Origin of the sequence: Paenibacillus hunanensis (genome assembly GCF_034055775.1) — a bacterium.
Lineage (GTDB): Bacteria > Bacillota > Bacilli > Paenibacillales > Paenibacillaceae > Saccharibacillus > Saccharibacillus hunanensis.
Genome location: NZ_CP139194.1, coordinates 1,253,109 through 1,270,665 on the forward strand (window position 1 = coordinate 1,253,109; position 17,557 = coordinate 1,270,665).

A 17,557-nucleotide genomic window follows, 5' to 3' on the forward strand; every position below is an offset into this window, starting at 1 on the left:
TCAGCATATCGTTCACTTGTATAAGAATATCGTTCACTTCAACAGTTGTGATTAAAGTTTTACAGCATAGTGTACTTTTCAATCACATCAAGCTGTAAGCTCAGCTCTACCGGAACACCTGGCTCCAGCTCAATCAAGCCGGTAAATTCGCGTGGATGCGTCGAGTTAGGTGCATCTGGCAAGCAGGTATACGGCTCGATGCACAGGAATTGGTCACTCTCACCCTTTGTATAGAGCACCCAGTATTTAAAATAATCTGGATCAGCGGAATAACGCAGACCGTAGCCATCATCGCGTCGCAGCTCAGCGCTAACAGGGCGCTTGTCACCGATACGCAGCAGATTATCCCAATTCCGATGAGCCATGTTCATACCGGTATTCAGCTCTTCCCATTCATGAAGAGGGATGACCTCGCCTGTCGGAATCTGCTCCTCGTCCTGCACGAGCTGATCACTGACTGGAATCTTCAATGTCCAGCGCGAAGGCTCGCCATCGAGCAGGAACCACGTATGTAGGCCAAAGCCAAACGGTGCAGCATGCTCGCCCAGATTGGTGATTTTTAGACGTTGCATCAGTGAAGTGCCTTGAAGCTGTAAGCTCATTTCGAGCTTGAGCGGTGTAGGATACTGACGCATCCAGTTCGCATCATCTGCTGTCAGCAGCTCGGTTACAATCTGGCAGCCCGTTTCATTTTCATCAATATCGGCGACACGCCATGACTGGTTGCGGTGTAAGCCGTGAATATGGTTGTCGTTAGCCGTATTTTGGTCAAACTGGTATTCGACACCATCATATTCAAAATGACCACGCCGGATACGTCCTGGCGGCATCAACATCGGCATACCGAAGTGGTATGGCTTTTGCATATAGAAGTCCTTGTCGCTCTCTTCCGGGCGGCGCAGGATATCGCGATTTTCCTGCAAATCCCGAATCCCGATTACGTTATTGCCCAGCTTTGGTAGCAGTGTGACTTCGAGCTGCTTGCTTTTCAAAATATAGGTTTCATATCCATTCCAGGTTCCTTTGCTAACTGTCATTGCGTTGCTCCTTCCTGATTATCCAGCACAAATGCAGTACAATATATTAATATTTATCATACCAGATATTCACTGAAAATGGCGATTTCGCATTTGACATTCATCTGGTTTGGCATTAAGATAGGCTCAAGTTTGAAGCGAAAGTATATCTTAACACGATGACAGAGAGTAGTAGGCATGGACAGCCTTTTACAGAAAGCCGGTGGTTGATGCGAACCGGTGAAGACGCTGTGCTGAATGGACTCTGGAGTGCTGAGCAGAAACGGATATTTGGTAGAAAATGTCCATAGTATGCAGGCCGGCAACCCGCCGTTAACGGGAACCAGAGATTAGACGAATCGTCCGGTCTATTGCGGCGTATACCGCCATGTAGCCTTATAGCTATACGGTGTGAAGCTAGTAGTAGAATGGCTGACTGATGCTTATCGATCTGTTAGAGGACAGGGTAGCTTGTAGAGATCAGGCTGTTCTGTAGGTTCACACAGAGAAGAGAGGGCATGAAGGCAGTGGAACGAGGTAGCGTAAGCGCCAGTGGTCTAATGAATAAGGGTGGTACCACGGTCACACGTCCCTTTTAGGGTGTGGCCTTTTTTGCGTTCAATTTTAGTATCTAAATCAGGAGGAAAACACGATGAAAACCGTACTATCTGGCATTCAACCGAGTGGCTTGCTCACAATTGGCAACTACATCGGAGCGATCAAAAACTTTGTCCAGCTGCAAAACGAATACAACTGCTACTTTATGGTGGTCGATCTGCACGCGATCACGGTAGCACAGGAGCCAGAAGCGTTGCGTGAAGCGTCTGAATCGGTCGCTGCTCTGTATCTTGCTGCGGGTCTTGATCCAAGCAAGGCGAACATTTTCCTGCAATCCCATGTACCACAGCACGCAGAGCTGGGATGGATTATGACGACACTCGCATCGATGGGCGAGCTGGAGCGTATGACACAGTTCAAGGATAAATCCGCAGGTAAAGAAAATGTTGGTGCCGGTCTGTTCGTGTATCCTGCGCTGATGGCAGCAGACATCCTGCTCTACAATGCCGATCTCGTGCCGGTAGGCGATGATCAGAAGCAGCATCTGGAGCTGACACGCGATCTGGCAGCCCGCTTTAATCACCGTTTTGGCGACTATTTTACACAGCCGGATCCATTTATCCCTGAAGTGGGCGCACGTATTATGTCGCTGGATGATGGCACGAAAAAAATGAGCAAAAGTAATCCGAACACAGGCAGCTATATCGCACTGCTCGACCCACCGGATGTGATTCGCAAAAAAATCAGCCGTGCGACAACCGATTCCGGTCGTGAAGTACAATACGATCCAGCGAACAAGCCGGAAGTGAGCAACCTGATGACGATCTATTCACAATTCTCAGGAATGACGCTCGCCGAGGTGGCAAGCAAATTCGAAGGTCAGATGTACGGAGGATTCAAAAAGGAGCTGGCAGAAGTCGTTGTCGCTGGTCTGGAGCCAATGCAACAGCGTTACCACGATATTCGCAAATCCGGTGAAGTCCGCGACATCCTCCGCCAGGGCGCACAAAACGCACAAGCCAAAGCGGAGAACATACTGGCGGAGGTCAAACAACGTATGGGCTTCCTGCCTGCTTCATTTTAAGCAAAGTAATTTTGAAGCAAGCTGATTTCCCTGGCAAAAAAGTAGAGTTAGACGGTGTTGCCTTGACGACGATTCTGGCGAGCCTTGATTACAAAGCCCCAGCCAATATTCGCTACACCTAGCACACCAAGCAAAATAGCGAGCCATGCAGAATACGAGATCGCGATCGCACACAACAGCAACAATACAATAGATGAAACAGCAAACCAGGCGGACAGCATTTTACTCATCGAAATCGGGACCTCCTGAATCGAAACAGCCAGCAGGGCAAGCCTTACCCGCCCTGCCACTGTTCGTATCGTTTAGAATGGATAGATTCATTAACAAAACGTTCATTAAGCAAAATCATGCACGAATATAGTGGACTAGCATCATGCACTTCTTTTTCCTACTATATGAATGACAAAGATTCACCACAGGAGCGATGTAAGCGTAAAACATCACTCCTATTTCTATTGTGCCCGACATCGTTTAGACGGTCAAGCCGAGAGTATGAATGTATAGGCTATATTCGTTGAGTTTTTAAAGTAAGCAGTTGTATAAGTGAAAGTAATCAATACATAAGCACAGCTGGCATTTTGACGTCATTAGCATTTTGGTACTATTAATGCACTCAAAGCACTGAAGGCACTGAATGCTTTTAATGCACTTCATGCCTTTAATACCTTTAATACCTTTAATACCACCCCAGTTGGCTACGTGTGTATTTAACTTTTGCTGCAAGCAGCACGGAACGCAGGCAAGGAAATAAGGGGAAAGGACTCCTTTGGAGGGGCGGGAATCTTCATTCCTTCCCATTCCAAAAGATTCCCGCGGCTCCACCCGAGTCCGTCCCCTTATTCCTTGCCGGAGTGGACCCTGCTCCCAGCACCCTACAATCACACTGTATACAAACCCATCAAATGAAGTATAATGACTACATTGCAATGATAATGATTATCAATCATAAGCAGAAAGGAAGCGGCAGCATTTGGTGCATAGATACAATCGAACACTAAAGTTAACAGGCTGGTTTGTCGCCGCGACTGCCGGACTGCTGCTGTCTGTCTTTTTTGCTGTTTCGTATGGAGCGAAGGAATTGACATTGCCGGCAGTCTGGTCGGCGGTATTTCATTATGATGCAGCCTCAACAGCGGATCAGATCATCTATAATCTGCGCTTGCCTCGTGTGCTCGGAGCGGTACTAACAGGGATGGCATTTGCTGTAGCTGGCGCGATCATGCAGGGCGTGACACGCAACCCGATGGCAGATACCGGTATTCTAGGCATCAATGCAGGCTCATCGCTCGTGGTAGCATTAAGCTTTGCCTTTTTGCCAGCACTGTCGTATACCGGTTTGATGACATTGTCGTTTGTCGGTGCAGCGCTAGCCACATTACTCATCGTAGTGCTGGGTGCTGCAACGCCAGGTGGTCTTAGCTCGATGAAGCTAACGGTAGCCGGAGCGATTATTGCGGCAATGCTGCATTCACTCAGTACAGGCGTGGCGCTTTACTATGATTTGAGTCAGGATCTCGCGTTCTGGTATGCAGGTGGAGTTGGCGGAATTGGTTGGAATCAGCTCAAGCTGCTGGCACCGATTATTCTCCTAACGATTCTGTGGACGATTACGCTGGGTAGACCGATCACCTTTTTATCACTTGGAGAAGAGTCAGCGGTGAATCTGGGTGTGCGCGTGCGTCTGATTAAGGTGCTGGCGATGACAGCTGTCGTGATTTTAGCAGGCGTATCGGTGTCAGCGGCAGGGGCGATCAGCTTTATCGGACTTGTTGTGCCGCATATGGCAAGGCGTCTGGTTGGCGTGGATTACCGCGTCGTTATTCCCTTTTCCGCGCTGCTTGGAGCGATATTGCTCGTCTGGGCAGATTTAGCTTCACGCATGGTGCAGCCGCCGCGTGAATTTGCTATTGGAGCGATGGTAGCGATTGTGGGCGTGCCGTTTTTCCTGGTGCTCGCACGCCGTGAAGGGAGGGAGCTATGATGGATATTCATCGTGTGCAGGCGGGAAAAATTCGTCGCGCCTGGCTCGTCAGTCTGTTGCTCCTTGTCGTCGCGGTGATCGTAATGCTGATTAGCTTGAATACCGGCACGATTCGGTTATCACCGCTGCGCGTACTGTATACACTGTTTGGCATGGGGACAAGGCAGGAGCAGCTTATCCTGTTCGATTATCGGTTACCGCGTATTTTGATCACAATGCTGGCAGGGATCGGGATTGGTGTGGCAGGAGCAGTGCTACAGGGAACCTCACGCAATTCGCTGGCTGATCCGGGTGTGCTTGGTATCCATGCAGGAGCTGGCTTGGGGCTAATCGTGTACGTTTCGTTTTTTCGTACATTAGAGGGCTCTTCTGCGATCTGGATTCCTGTGTTTACCTTTGTCGGTGGAGTCGTGACAGCAACGATCATTTTCCTGCTCGCCTATGATCGTCGACGAGGCTTGCTGCCGATTCGGCTTATTCTAGTCGGGATCGCCATTGCGGCAGGAATCAGCGCGATCACACTGCTGCTCTCGCTACGATTGGATGAGGACACGTACACCTTTACCGCAACCTGGCTGGCAGGAAGTGTATGGGCGAGAGATTGGCTGCATGTGTGGGCGTTGTTGCCGTGGATCGTACTGCTCGTCCCATGGGTCTACTGGCGTTCGCCCAAGCTTGATCTTTTCGCGCTTGGCGATGAGCTGGCGCTTGGTGTAGGTGGGTATGTGAATCGGAGTCGCATCGAGCTCATGCTGCTGGCTGTTGCGTTATCCTGCGCCAGTGTCGCGATGGTCGGCTCGATCGGATTTATTGGGCTGGCAGCACCACATATCGCTCGCCGTTTGACGGGTGCGAAGCATCAGTATTTTTTACCAGCAGCAGCGCTATTAGGGCTAGTTATTTTACTCGGTGCAGATACGATTGGACGCTCGATTTTTCAGCCCAACTTTATTCCAGCCGGGGTCGTAGTTTCGGCGATTGGTGGGCCATACTTTTTGTATTTGCTGCTGAAAAGCCGTTTTTGAATGAAGAGCATCGCGCATAATACAACGTCATCATGCCTAATACAACGTCATCATGCCTAATACACCGTAGAGATGAATTTGAGCCGCTAATAATGGGGTCTAATTGATCCATGATGGCGATGTGAACACTGTAATCCTAATGATTAACATGTTAATCATGAACACTAGATAATATAGAAGCAACACTGGATAGTGTGCTTGAGAAGGAGTAGAACGATGTTTAAACGATGGAATACAGTCATTATACTGGGGCTGCTAGTTGTGCTGCTGGCTGCTTGCGGTCAATCAGGTGGAGCAGGTACAACTGCTGCGGAAGGTCAGACCAGTACTAAGGTTAAAGTAGAAAATGGTACGATCACGCATACATCAGACGCTCGTATCGCGTCTATGTCCATTCATATTACGAACAACCTGCTCGCGCTGGGCATTCAGCCAGCAGGCTCGGTCATTGGCGGCGATGTGAAGGACTTCCTGCCGCATGTAGCAGATCGTTTGCAAGGCACGACCAAGCTGGGTGCAGTAACTGATCCAGATATGGAAGCACTGCTTGCACTACAGCCTGATGTGATCTATATCGATAAATCGCAGTCTGGCAAAGACCTCGCCAAATTCGAAGCGATTGCACCAACGATTGTGATCGATATGGATGAGGGCACATGGCAGGAGCAGCTCCAGCAGGTTGCGAGCCATGTCGGTCTGGAGAGCAAAGCAGATGAATTTATTAAGCAATATACAGCGAAAGCTGACGAAGTAAGCCAGCTTATTCATAAGAAGCTAGGCGATAATGCTAAAGTCATGGCAATCCGTGCTACGGCAAAAGAACTGCGTGTGATGAGTACAGGTCGTCCACTTGGTCCCATTCTGTACAATGATCTGAAGCTGCAAGCGCCAGAAGGTGTGAAGCAAATCCCGGCAACAGAGCCATTTGCGGTTATTTCCAAAGAAGTGTTGCCCGATTACGATGCTGATGCGATCTTCGTGATTATCAGCAAGGGCAAGCAGGCTAAAGCAACCTTTGACGAGCTGGAGCAAAATCCAGTCTGGACGAATTTGAAGGCTGTAAAAGCGAAGCATGTCTACGTGCTGGATGGTCAGAAGTGGCTGGATTATTCTTCCCTCGGTCACAGCATGGCGCTGGATGATGCACAGCAGCTATTTTCCAAATAAATAAATGCTTTCTATAATAGATTGCTATATGAGGAAGTAAGGATGGGCTCATCGCCAGATCGTAACCGTCCATCGAAACAGTAGGCTGTAACTATATGGCATAAAAAAGACTGACTCTCCGCTGCTTGAAGCAGGCTGGAAGTCAGTCTTTTTGGTGTGCAGGTGTAGCTAGCTGCATGATACAGCTCATGTACCGTTGTACAGAGTCTAGCTCATATGCAGACTAATTCGTTCATTCATTTTATCTGGGCTTAGCCAGCCGACATACGAGTCGATGGTGTTAAACTGGCGATCCATCACCACTACAGCGACGAACGGATACTGACGACGATGACGATAGCGTACATCTGCCCAGCGTACAATATAACCGGTCGATGTCTGCTCCACCTCGGAGATCGTATAGGAGGAGAAGTACAGCAATGCGCGAATATCGCGATGCTTACGTGAAGCTTCAATCGCTGGATGCTCCATCGAGTGGACGGAGTCAATCCAGATCAGCTTATCCGGGCTGTACCAGCCGATACGATAGCCGCCATCTTTTTTCGCGTGCACTACATGCCAGCGACGCAGCGAAATGGTCGGAATGAGTACATAATGACCATCCGGTGCAGGCGAGCGACCGTCTTCAATATCCATACGCTCTACCTTGCGGGTTAAATACCAGTGTGTCAGTGTGCGCCATATATAGTACACGCCGATCATACTGTACAGGGTGATAAAGATCGGTGCAGTAGGCACCAGCCCTGTCATCCACAGCAATAGCGCGGCAATATGCGTACCAAAAATAAACGGGTCAAAAATATTAATGATATTCCACGAAATCCATTTTTCACTGAATGGACGTACCGCCTGTGTACCATACGTATTAAACAAATCGGTAAACACATGCAGCACAACCGCAATCGCTGTCCACAGTAAAATATGCCAGAAGCCTTCGCGATGAAGCAGCAGCGATGTGCCGCCACCGATCAATGCAATCCAAAGCGCCATAAAAGGCAGGGAGTGCGTAATACCGCGGTGGTTTCGTACATAAGTAGCATTATCCTTTAAACGTAAAACGGTATCAAAATCCGGTGCCTGCGATCCAAGAATCGTTGCGACCATAACGGCGATCGCTAGCCCGGGGTCAGAAGCAACAACAGGATCGACGTATGCAAGTCCAGCAAGTCCAAACCCCATGGCAAAATGGGTAGCAGTATCCATTGACTATTCTCTCCTTACTTCATTCAAAAATAAGCATGCAGTGTATCCATGGTGCTTGAATGACTTAGAAGCAGGGGGCATCGATGATATGATACTCCAGGTTCCTGTATTCATTGGTGATACGTTGTGTCCATTGTAGGGGTAGATGATGTTGTTTTGACATGATCTACGGCATAGACGCACACAACTATTGCATGTAGTTTACCATAACCAGCTAACTAAAACGTGAAACGGGTATTAAATTTGTAGCTTGTCAAAAAATTGTCATAATCACAATCGCTGGCGCCCCTAATCGCAAAGACTTTCAGGTATAGTTATGATAAAGTTTATAGAGCGATTTTGTTTCGTGGTACGGTATTTTTCACTTTTTCAGTAGGTCGGTGATGTCCGAGCAACTGGCGAGAAGTGAATTTTTTTATGATCAGGTGTCCCTGATTTACTCATCGGCTTTCTGTTGCCAAATATGAAGGAGGAACGTTGTTCACGTGGATAAACAACTTGGTTATCCGGCTTCGGCGGATTCTTCGCCTTATTCAGGTTCTTCTCCACAGGAGAGCGGAGTGACCTTGAAGGATTTTGTCGCCCTCACGAAGCCCGGTATTTTAAGATCGAATCTGATTGCAACTTTTGGCGGCTTCTGGCTCGCATCGGGCTGGCATATTGCCTGGCTGCCTATGCTGTGGACACTGCTAGGCACGATGCTCGTCATGGCATCCTCATGTGTGTTCAATAATTATTTTGATCGGGATCTGGATACAAAAATGATTCGTACGCGCGAACGCGTGCTAGCTACACGTCGCCTGTCACCGAATGTTGTGCTGTGGTATGCGATTGCACTGGGCGTGCTTGGTCTTGGCGTACTGGCTGTCTTTTCTGGTATGCTTGCCGCTGCACTTGGTGCGCTCGGTATGTTCGTGTATGTGATCATCTATACACTGTGGCTCAAGCGCCATTCAACCTGGAGCACCTCCATCGGTGGTATTTCTGGGGCGATGCCGCCAGTCATCGGCTACGTGGCAGTCAGCCAGCAGATCGATCTGGGCGCATGGCTGCTGTTCGCTATGCTATTCCTGTGGCAACCGCCTCATTTCTGGGCACTCGGCATTCGTCGCGTCGAAGAATACCGCGCAGCAGGCTACCCACTACTACCTGTGGTTAAAGGCATTCAACGTACCAAATATCAAATGCTCCCATACATCGCCCTGCTCATCCCAGTACCGATCCTCATGTATACCTACGGCTACACCGGACTAATCTATACCATCGCATCCGTCCTGCTGTCCGTCGTCTGGCTAGGAATGGCGATTGCCGGTTTCAAAAAACAAGACACCGACAAATGGGCAAAAACCGCATTCATCTTCTCCATCAATTACCTAACACTAAGCTTCATCCTAATGATCATCGACACCGTTCACCGCTAATCATAAACGGAACATTCATGACAACAACTGCCGCAGGAAATTTCCTTGCGGCAGTTGTTGTATAAATTAAAAGTACAAACGCATTGCTAACCAACCTCGATACTACGACATATGCACAAATAACTAAACGAACATTCATACAACCAATTCACATTTATGCTTAAAATAACTACAAGTAACTACGCCTTTTAGTTCATTTAAGATCAAAATAAGGTTGATAATGTCGCAAAATTTAATTCAAAAACCCTAATTTTCTATATCCACTCTTCTAAGCTTTTGTTTTGATTTTCCCATAGGTTTTCCCTACTACCTCCCAGGCGGAGAGATGTTTGCGCCAATTACGGAACGGAGGGAAGGAAATAAGGGGAAAGGACGACTTACCGTGTTAGCGATCTCCTAACACGGGGTTCAATGAAAAGTGATTTTTGCGCAGCAAAATATCTTACTGCTTTTGAGCACGGGAATCTACAATTCTCTCCTACTCCGTAGATTCCTGTGCGAGACCCGAGTCCGTCCCCTTATTCCTTCCCGCAGTGGTGTAATCCCCAGCGCAACACCCCCACGCCCATTATTCAAATGGAGGCGGAGGATAGATGATGTACTCCTCCAGCCCCGCCTTCTCCAGCTGCAACGTCACATATTCATCCGGCGTACCCTCAACCCCTGCATAGCCACGACGTGTGTACATATGCGTAGCATCTGGAAAAGCATCACTTAGAACCGCACGTATTTTGCGACCGGAGGAATCGTTATCCATAAACAGATACACCTCATCACGCCCAACCTGCTTGCGCAGCTTCTCAAGCTTTTGCGAATTAAGCGTGCCAAAGGTGCATAGAATTTCAACTTCTGGCTGTAATAGCCGACGTAGCTTACTACGATCATTTTTACCTTCTACAATAATATGAAGCACGGTCATCACCTCTGTATGTGTATTGTAATGGAAGGGCATAGTCGATGCAAAAGACACCGGTCAGGCGAATGCTGACATAATCGCTATACTTCGAGTATAATTCGGTTATAATATAGACTGGCTTGCTAGATCAGGCGTGTAGAAAGCCTGTATAGCCCCTGTGAAAGCTATTGTCTATATCGATGTATTGAACACAATGAGCAAGCTTGAAACAAAGTACGCCTATCAAATGATAATGACTACACGCACACACGTCATCTACGAACCCAGGTCATTATCCTATAGAACGAAGTATGGAGGTGAGACAGATGGATTGGCAGGTATGGAGTGAGTTTTTCAGGCAAAACTGGCTAATCATTCTGATCGCCCTGATTATATTATTTCTCGTGATCAATCTGGTCAAAACGGTCATCCGTTGGCTGATTGTGATCGTTATTATTCTCGCCGTATTTATTTATAGCGGCATATCGCTTGACCAGATCAAGCAGACGGTAACGAGTGTGACCGATCAGACGGTCGGTGCGGTTCGTGATCAGGCACTGAATGTGATGAAGGATGAGGCAAAGGATGCTCGCTTTATTCAAAATGCCGACGGGACGTATACGATCAAGTCTGACAATATCGAGCTGAACGGTAAGCCCGGTGCAGGCAAGGTGAGCGTGACGTTCCGTGGTGTACCGCTCGGAGAATGGGATGTGAATGACACCATTCAGTCTGTTATCACACAGGCAAAGCAGAATACGGCTGCGGGAGGCTCTGGTTCTTGATCCGTTCAAGAGTCGTGATGGATACGAAGGAGGACGTGAATGGAAGTTAAGGATATCGCAGCCTGGTTTGATAGTAGTCTGGTGTCCTGTTTGTTATATGTAATTGTACTGATTTCGGTATTGCAAGGTGTACGAAGTGGAGCTAGTCGCTCAGCAGGTCGTCTGTTTTCGTGGGCAGGTCGCACGTTGATGACGATTCTAGCATTGGCGTTGGCTGGGCCGTTTGCCATGTTTGCTTCTCCGTATGTCAAGTCATGGGCGGAAAAGGTATCCACCTCGGTTCCCGAGGGTGATCTACAGTGGTGGAAGGAAATGTATTACTCCGCTGTATATCTGATCTCGGAGTTTTCACTGCTACGTTTTGCCGTTGTATTTATGCTTAGCTATGTTGTGGCGAGTATGGCGTTTTCGCTACTGGCTGCATTATTAGTACCGGAAAAATGGCGTGCCGGATATGTCTCTACAGAGCAGCGTCGCTCCTCCTGGCTGAGCCGGATGGTCGGCGGTCTGGTAGGACTGCTGAATGGATTGCTGCGTAGTGCAGTGATTATTCTGGTGCTATTCATCGTCGTTAGCCTATATCCGAACAATAAGCTGTCCTCGTATGTGGAAGCCTCCTCTTTGTATAATGGCGCAGTCAAGTCGGTAGTACAACCCTTAACCGGTTCCTTTATTAAGGATCGCTTACCCGTCTTTACCAGCGCGGCGCTACAGGAACTGACCGGGATTTTCCAGCGTAAATACGATGTGGTGGATCGCAGTATCCCTGCTAATATTGAACAGGCAGCAGCTGAGATTGTTGGCAAAACGACCAATACGGAAGAAAAGGCGCGTCTGTTATATGACTGGGTAGGCTCAAGAATTAGTTATGATTATGGCAAGGTAGACGATTATGAGCAGCGCGGCGTATGGCATGAGCAAACGCCAGAGGATACGTTTAAAACGCGGTTAGGTGTATGTATCGATTATGCGCGCTTGTATGCAGTGATGGCACGCTCGCAGGGGATTGATGTGCGAGTTGTCACGGGTCTTGGTTATAATGGACAGGGTGGCTATGGTGCACATGCATGGAATCAGGTGTATCTACCGGAAGCCAAGGAATGGATTCCACTTGATCCAACATGGGCTTCGGCAGGTAACTGGTTTAATCCACCAAAATTCGCTGAGACGCATATCGAGCAAAGTGTACTGTAAGTAAGCGAAGATTGTTTGTGCTGTATGATGTGAATAGCTGACGGTCCGGTGGAGAAGCGCGCCGGACCTTTTCGCGAAATTTCTCAACACACTTCATCGTGTGATAATATAGTTCTGTTGGCGTTGTCCTGTCCAAAAGTAAAGGTAGATCGTGCTGATCTGCCACAAGCAAACACATATTGAACGATTCAGGCATCATCATGCAATGCCGCAAGAGAAGGGAATAGGTCAAGCAATGAAAAAATCGGGTATTGATGAGTCGTCCAAGCGCGAACTCAGAAATCAGCGTCAATTCTCTATCCGTCTGAATGTCTTCTTTTTTGCTACGTTTATGGTCTTCACTGTACTGATTGTCCGGCTGGCGATTTTGCAGTTCGTCGAGGGGCCGACGCTACGTGAGAAGGAAGCGAGTATTTCTACGAAAAGCACGCCAATTCCGCCGATTCGCGGGAATATTTTGGATGCTTCCGGTAAGGCACGTATCGCGTACTCCACGTCTTCACAGTCGCTCTACTTCACTATGACTAAAAACTACACGTTGCCACAAAACAAAGCAGAGCTGTACGAAATCGTTGGTAAGCTGAAAAATGTATTTAATAAGTACGGCGATCCGAACGAGAAAATGACGGCCGATCAGATTATTAAAGCGATGGACATCGAATCGAAGGTTCAATTCGGTTATACGCCGCGCCGCATCAAAAAGAATCTGACCAATGCCGAGATTGCTCACTTTTTGGAGCATAAGGATCAGTTTAAAGGCATTGAAGTTGTAGAGGAAAGTGTTCGTCACTACGATCCTGATCAGGTAGCGACCCAGACGGTCGGATACCTACGTCAATTCAGTGGTGTAAGCACAACGATGGATCATTATATTAACAAGTCACGAGTGACGGAAGCAGGCGAGAAATATTTGTCAACCGAGTATGTTGGTGTAGACGGTATTGAGTACGCGTATCAGGATGATCTGCGCGGAAAGAACGGACTGAAAACAACACCGGTTAACGCACTGAACCGTCCGATTGGTCGCTCGGAATTAACCGCTCCGAAAAAAGGAAATAACGTCTGGCTGACTATCGACAAAAATATGCAGATGGTTACTCAAAAAGCGATTACCGATCAGCTCTCTTATCTGCAATCCTATCGCAGTGGTAAAGCCTATGCACGTAATGCGCAAACTGGCTATGCCGTAGCGATGGATGTACAGACCGGCGGTGTCATAGCGATGGCAAGTATGCCAGACTATGATACAAATGTCTGGGAGAATATGACAGCTGATAAATACAAGGAAATTCAGAATCACATTGCTAACGGTACAATCAAGGAAGTATACCGTGAAGGTCATGCTTCATCAATGGTACTGCTTGGCTCGGTTATTAAACCTTTAACCGTACTAATTGGCTTGAATGAAGGCGTAATTACGCCGTATAGTCATTATCAGGATATCGGTTATGCCGAATTTGGTAAGGAAGGTCATGAAACCAGAATTCGAAACTCTGGCAGTCACCCTTATGGAGACCTTACACCAGAAGAAGCTATTCACCATTCCTCGAATACCTTTATGATCGATAAAGTTGGCTTACCACTTTATCGTAAGTATGGAGCAGATTCCGTCAATGTGTGGGATAAATATATGAAGGAATTCGGTCTAGGTGTATCTACGAAGAGCGGTCTACCTGGCGAAAGCGCAGGCTCTGGTGAGTATCTGAACACTAAAGCCGCAGGTAGTACGCAGGCAGCAATGGCGTTTGCATCGTTCGGTCAGCAGGGTAAATATACGACTCTGCAGCTCGCTCAATATGTAACGACAATTGCGAATAAAGGTAAGCGTCTCAAGCCACAGCTTGTAAGCAAAATTACTGACTCAGAAGGGAACGTAGTGAAGCAATTCAAGCCACAGGTCGTGAACACGATCAATTTCCCAGAGCAATACTGGGATACTGTAATTAAAGGTATGAGAACTGATGTACCGGCATTTAAAGATTTCCCGTACCCGATTGCCCGCAAAACAGGTACATCTGAGCAATCGATCTACGGACATACTGTAGATAACGGGGTATTCATCGCTTTCGCGCCACGAGATAATCCAAAGCTGGCGGTAGCGGTCGTTATTCCAGAAGGTGGATTCGGTGCACAGAGCGCGGCGCCAGTCGCACGTAAAATTTTCGATGCGTATGATCAGGAGTTTGGTCTGGATGGTGTTCCGAAGAAGCCAGCAGATTCAAGTGCGAGCACAGACGGAACAGATAGCACATCGACGAATCAGTGATCGATTAGTAATAGTTTTGAACTACTTTGTAGTCGTCTTATAAAGATAAAAGAAGCAGGCAACCCAGCCTGCTTCTTTTTTTGTACCTTTTTCCGTAATCCTTCACATTTAGCTTGTGGCGAGTGAAGAGGCGTAGGGTAATATGGTATCAGGGTCAGCAGTCCTGTTTTGTTCCACTTCGACTGTATGCTAAAATGAAGAAACGACTACATATTTTGGAATAGATAGCAAGCATTCATGGGACGAATGATTCATTCACGAGCGGCTGCGCTGGGCTTGCAGCAAGAGTACAACAATATTCAGGGGGGTTGTCCAGTCGATGAAAAAATGGAATTCGACCGAAACGGAAGAGTTTGAAGAGAGTAACCGACGTCAGTTTTCGATCCGGTTGAATATTTTTTTCTTTGCTACATTTTTTATTTTTAGTGTGCTGGTTGTCCGATTGGCAATTTTGCAGTTTGTGGAAGGACCAACGCTAACGGAAGCAGAATCGAGCATTGTGAATAACGAAACACCGATTTTACCGAGTCGTGGGATGATTCTTGATGCATCGGGTAGCAGGATTGCTTACTCACTGTCCACGCAATCGCTTTATTTTACACTGAATAAGGACTATCGTCGTGAGGACAATCAAGCAGAGTTTCTAAAGATTGTCGGCGATCTGAAGCAGGTATTCAATACGTACGGTGATCCGAATAAGAAGATGACGGCCGATCAGATCATTGAAGCGATGGACATCGAATATAAAAAGAACTATGGCTACACCCCACGTCGCATCAAGCGTGACCTGAGCAACAAGGAGATTGCTTATTTCCTGGAGCATAAGGATCAATATCAAGGCATTGAAGTGCGCGAGGAAAGTGTGCGCGAATACAGCCCGGATCATGTGGCGGTTCAGGCGGTTGGCTATCTAAAAGGCTTTTCCGGCGTGAGCACAACGATGAATAAATACAAAAATCGTGCTCGCCTGACAGGATCGGCTGAACGGTATATCGATAATGAGCTGGTCGGTGTCGATGGTCTGGAGTATACCTTCCAGGATGAGTTGCGCGGTAAAAATGGCGTACGTAGCACGCCAATCAATGCACTGAATCGTGTCGACGGACGTTCCGAGCTGACTCCACCGCAAAAGGGTTATAATCTTTGGATGACGATCGATAAAAATGTACAGCTGGCTGCACAGCAGGCGATTACGGATCAGATTGCTTTTCTGCGTTCTTATCGTAGTGGCAACGCGTATGCACGCAATGCACTAACCGGCTATGCAGTGGCGATGGAAGTGGATACAGGGAATGTCGTAGCGATGGCAAGTATGCCGGATTATGATCCGAATATCTGGTCGCAGTCGCCAACAAGTGAACAGCTCAAAGCGATCGAGTCGTATTATCCGAACGGTACGATCCGTGAGATTTATAATGGTAAACGGGCGTCTTCACTCGTACTGATGGGCTCGGTTATTAAACCACTTACCGTGCTGATCGGGATGAAGGAAGGCTTGTTCGGCCCCTATGCAGGCTACTATGACCGCGGTTATGCCCAGTTCGGTCGTGCAGGCTATGAGACAAGAGTTCGAAATGCACTCGGAGAAGTGCTTGGCTCGCTAAGCCCGTCTACCGCTATTCAAAAATCGTCCAACGCATTCATGATCGATATGATCGGTAAGCCGCTATACAGCAAGTATGGTAATGAAGCGGTGAATGTGTGGGATAAGTACATGAAGGAGTTCGGGCTTGGCGTATCGACCAAGAGCGGTTTGCCGTACGAAAATGAAGGTCGCGGCGAGTATACGAACATCAAGGCAGCAGGTAGTGCGCAGGCAGCAATGGCGTACGCTTCGTTCGGACAGCAGGGTCGCTATACGACACTACAGCTTGCCCAGTATGTTACAACGATTGCCAATCGTGGTGAACGGTTGAAGCCGCAGTTTGTGAGCAAGATTACAGATGCTCAAGGCAATACGGTTAAAACATTTAAGCGTGAAGTCATCAATACGATCGATTTCCCGGCAGAGGATTGGAACGTCGTGATTAACGGGATGCGTAGTAAGGTGGCTGTACTGGAAGGATATCGCTATGATGTGGCTCGTAAAACAGGTACATCTCAGCAATCCGTATACGGCAAAATCGTCGATAACGGGGTATTCATCGCTTTTGCACCACGTCAGAATCCTAAGCTGGCGGTGGCAGTTGTCATTCCAGAGGGCGGCTTCGGTTCGCGTAGTGCGGCACCCGTTGCAGTGAAAATCCTGGATGCCTACGATCAGGAATACGGTCTGGATGGTGTACCAAAGAAACAGCAGTCTCAGACAGATACAGGCAACGCCGAAACTGAGCAATAATGGGGACTGGATCATTAGAGACTGGATGAGGTGAGCTATTGAGAGTTACAAGCTAGTCTCAATATGTAGAAACAATATATACAATCAATCTGTAGCTTTAACCTAAATACCAGAGCCTTTCGCTTAAAGATCAGATGCTAGCCACTCTAGCGATCTCAAGCGAAGGGCTTTTTTTGTGTTCGATAAAAGTCTGGTCGAGCTGTGTGCTGGATAGAGCGGTAAGAGCAGTAAGAGCGGTAAGAGCGGTATATTGTATGTCAAAACATAGCAGGATAAGAATACCTACTGCTCGTTCCCTTCATTACTTTTTTCTCTTGGAATCTATGCTGTATACCTCCAACTCCATACGCCGCCATTCCTATAACCATCCTTTATTCTATATTTGCCTTTAAGCCACAACACGACACTACATACTCTCTATCCTCCCATTTCAAAAAGTCTAAGCCATAAAAAAGCCCACACTATGTTGAAAATTACATTCTTGTTTTTTCTTTCCCTGCACCTTAAAATTTGCACCAAGGAAACAAATATAGCCTTTGCTAAAAAAACGTCGATGACGAAACTTTAGAAATAAAGATCAAAAGGTTAAGTGGAACGAAATGTAACCCAGTGTAGAACAGTGTA

Annotated in this window: 13 protein-coding genes and 1 other annotated feature; of the genes, 9 read left to right on the forward strand and 4 right to left on the reverse strand. The window is 47.5% G+C overall.

The features are described from left to right. Nucleotides 1–59 precede the first annotated feature (59 nt). Nucleotides 60–1,037, reverse strand: a complete 978-nt coding sequence (locus SK066_RS04965; protein WP_250344073.1) for an aldose 1-epimerase — start codon at nucleotides 1,035–1,037, stop codon at nucleotides 60–62. A 149-nt stretch (nucleotides 1,038–1,186) separates the two neighbouring features. Continuing rightward, nucleotides 1,187–1,613, forward strand: a binding site (T-box leader). Nucleotides 1,614–1,668: 55 nt separating this feature from the next. On the opposite strand from SK066_RS04965, the gene trpS reads away from it, so the two are divergent. Continuing rightward, nucleotides 1,669–2,658 carry a tryptophan--tRNA ligase gene (trpS, locus tag SK066_RS04970; RefSeq protein ID WP_188776926.1) on the forward strand — a complete coding sequence of 330 codons (990 nt, stop codon included), beginning with the start codon at nucleotides 1,669–1,671 and terminating at the stop codon, nucleotides 2,656–2,658. A 47-nt stretch (nucleotides 2,659–2,705) separates the two neighbouring features. Here trpS and SK066_RS04975 read toward each other — a convergent pair whose 3' ends face one another. Next, entirely contained in the window at nucleotides 2,706–2,888 is a 183-nt protein-coding gene (locus SK066_RS04975) for a hypothetical protein (RefSeq protein ID WP_250344074.1), read from the reverse strand. Between the two features lie 740 nt (nucleotides 2,889–3,628). On the opposite strand from SK066_RS04975, the gene SK066_RS04980 reads away from it, so the two are divergent. From SK066_RS04980 to SK066_RS04990, 3 genes are all read left to right on the forward strand, one after another. Continuing rightward, a complete protein-coding gene (locus SK066_RS04980; RefSeq protein WP_407673744.1) occupies nucleotides 3,629–4,639 on the forward strand; it encodes a FecCD family ABC transporter permease in 1,011 nt (336 codons plus the stop codon). Continuing rightward, nucleotides 4,639–5,664: a FecCD family ABC transporter permease gene (locus tag SK066_RS04985; protein ID WP_320544808.1), complete on the forward strand. Its 1,026-nt coding sequence runs from the start codon at nucleotides 4,639–4,641 to the stop codon at nucleotides 5,662–5,664. The genes SK066_RS04980 and SK066_RS04985 overlap by 1 nt, the downstream gene beginning before the upstream one ends. Nucleotides 5,665–5,880: 216 nt before the next feature. Then, on the forward strand, nucleotides 5,881–6,831 hold the full coding sequence (locus SK066_RS04990; RefSeq protein ID WP_320543875.1) for an ABC transporter substrate-binding protein: 951 nt from the start codon (nucleotides 5,881–5,883) through the stop codon (nucleotides 6,829–6,831). Between the two features lie 207 nt (nucleotides 6,832–7,038). Here SK066_RS04990 and SK066_RS04995 read toward each other — a convergent pair whose 3' ends face one another. Next, a complete protein-coding gene (locus SK066_RS04995; RefSeq protein ID WP_320543876.1) occupies nucleotides 7,039–8,034 on the reverse strand; it encodes a metal-dependent hydrolase in 996 nt (331 codons plus the stop codon). A 485-nt stretch (nucleotides 8,035–8,519) separates the two neighbouring features. Here SK066_RS04995 and cyoE point away from each other — a divergent pair, with 485 nt between their 5' ends. Next, nucleotides 8,520–9,455, forward strand: a complete 936-nt coding sequence (gene cyoE, locus SK066_RS05000; protein WP_320543877.1) for a heme o synthase — start codon at nucleotides 8,520–8,522, stop codon at nucleotides 9,453–9,455. Nucleotides 9,456–10,023: 568 nt separating this feature from the next. Here cyoE and SK066_RS05005 read toward each other — a convergent pair. Continuing rightward, complete coding sequence (locus tag SK066_RS05005; RefSeq protein ID WP_407673745.1) at nucleotides 10,024–10,368, reverse strand: toprim domain-containing protein; 345 nt, start codon at nucleotides 10,366–10,368, stop codon at nucleotides 10,024–10,026. 308 nt (nucleotides 10,369–10,676) lie between these two features. Here SK066_RS05005 and SK066_RS05010 point away from each other — a divergent pair, with 308 nt between their 5' ends. The 4 genes from SK066_RS05010 (at nucleotide 10,677) to SK066_RS05025 (ending at nucleotide 16,933) form a co-directional block, all read left to right on the forward strand. Then, nucleotides 10,677–11,135, forward strand: coding sequence for an ATPase (locus SK066_RS05010; RefSeq protein ID WP_320543878.1), 459 nt, complete (start codon nucleotides 10,677–10,679; stop codon nucleotides 11,133–11,135). A 39-nt stretch (nucleotides 11,136–11,174) separates the two neighbouring features. Continuing rightward, on the forward strand, nucleotides 11,175–12,329 hold the full coding sequence (locus SK066_RS05015; protein WP_320543879.1) for a transglutaminase-like domain-containing protein: 1,155 nt from the start codon (nucleotides 11,175–11,177) through the stop codon (nucleotides 12,327–12,329). Between the two features lie 235 nt (nucleotides 12,330–12,564). Continuing rightward, the gene (locus tag SK066_RS05020; protein WP_320543880.1) at nucleotides 12,565–14,595 is read left to right on the forward strand and encodes a peptidoglycan D,D-transpeptidase FtsI family protein; all 2,031 of its coding nucleotides are present in this window, start codon (nucleotides 12,565–12,567) and stop codon (nucleotides 14,593–14,595) included. Between the two features lie 319 nt (nucleotides 14,596–14,914). After that, the gene (locus SK066_RS05025) at nucleotides 14,915–16,933 is read left to right on the forward strand and encodes a peptidoglycan D,D-transpeptidase FtsI family protein (RefSeq protein ID WP_320543881.1); all 2,019 of its coding nucleotides are present in this window, start codon (nucleotides 14,915–14,917) and stop codon (nucleotides 16,931–16,933) included. Nucleotides 16,934–17,557 lie beyond the last annotated feature (624 nt).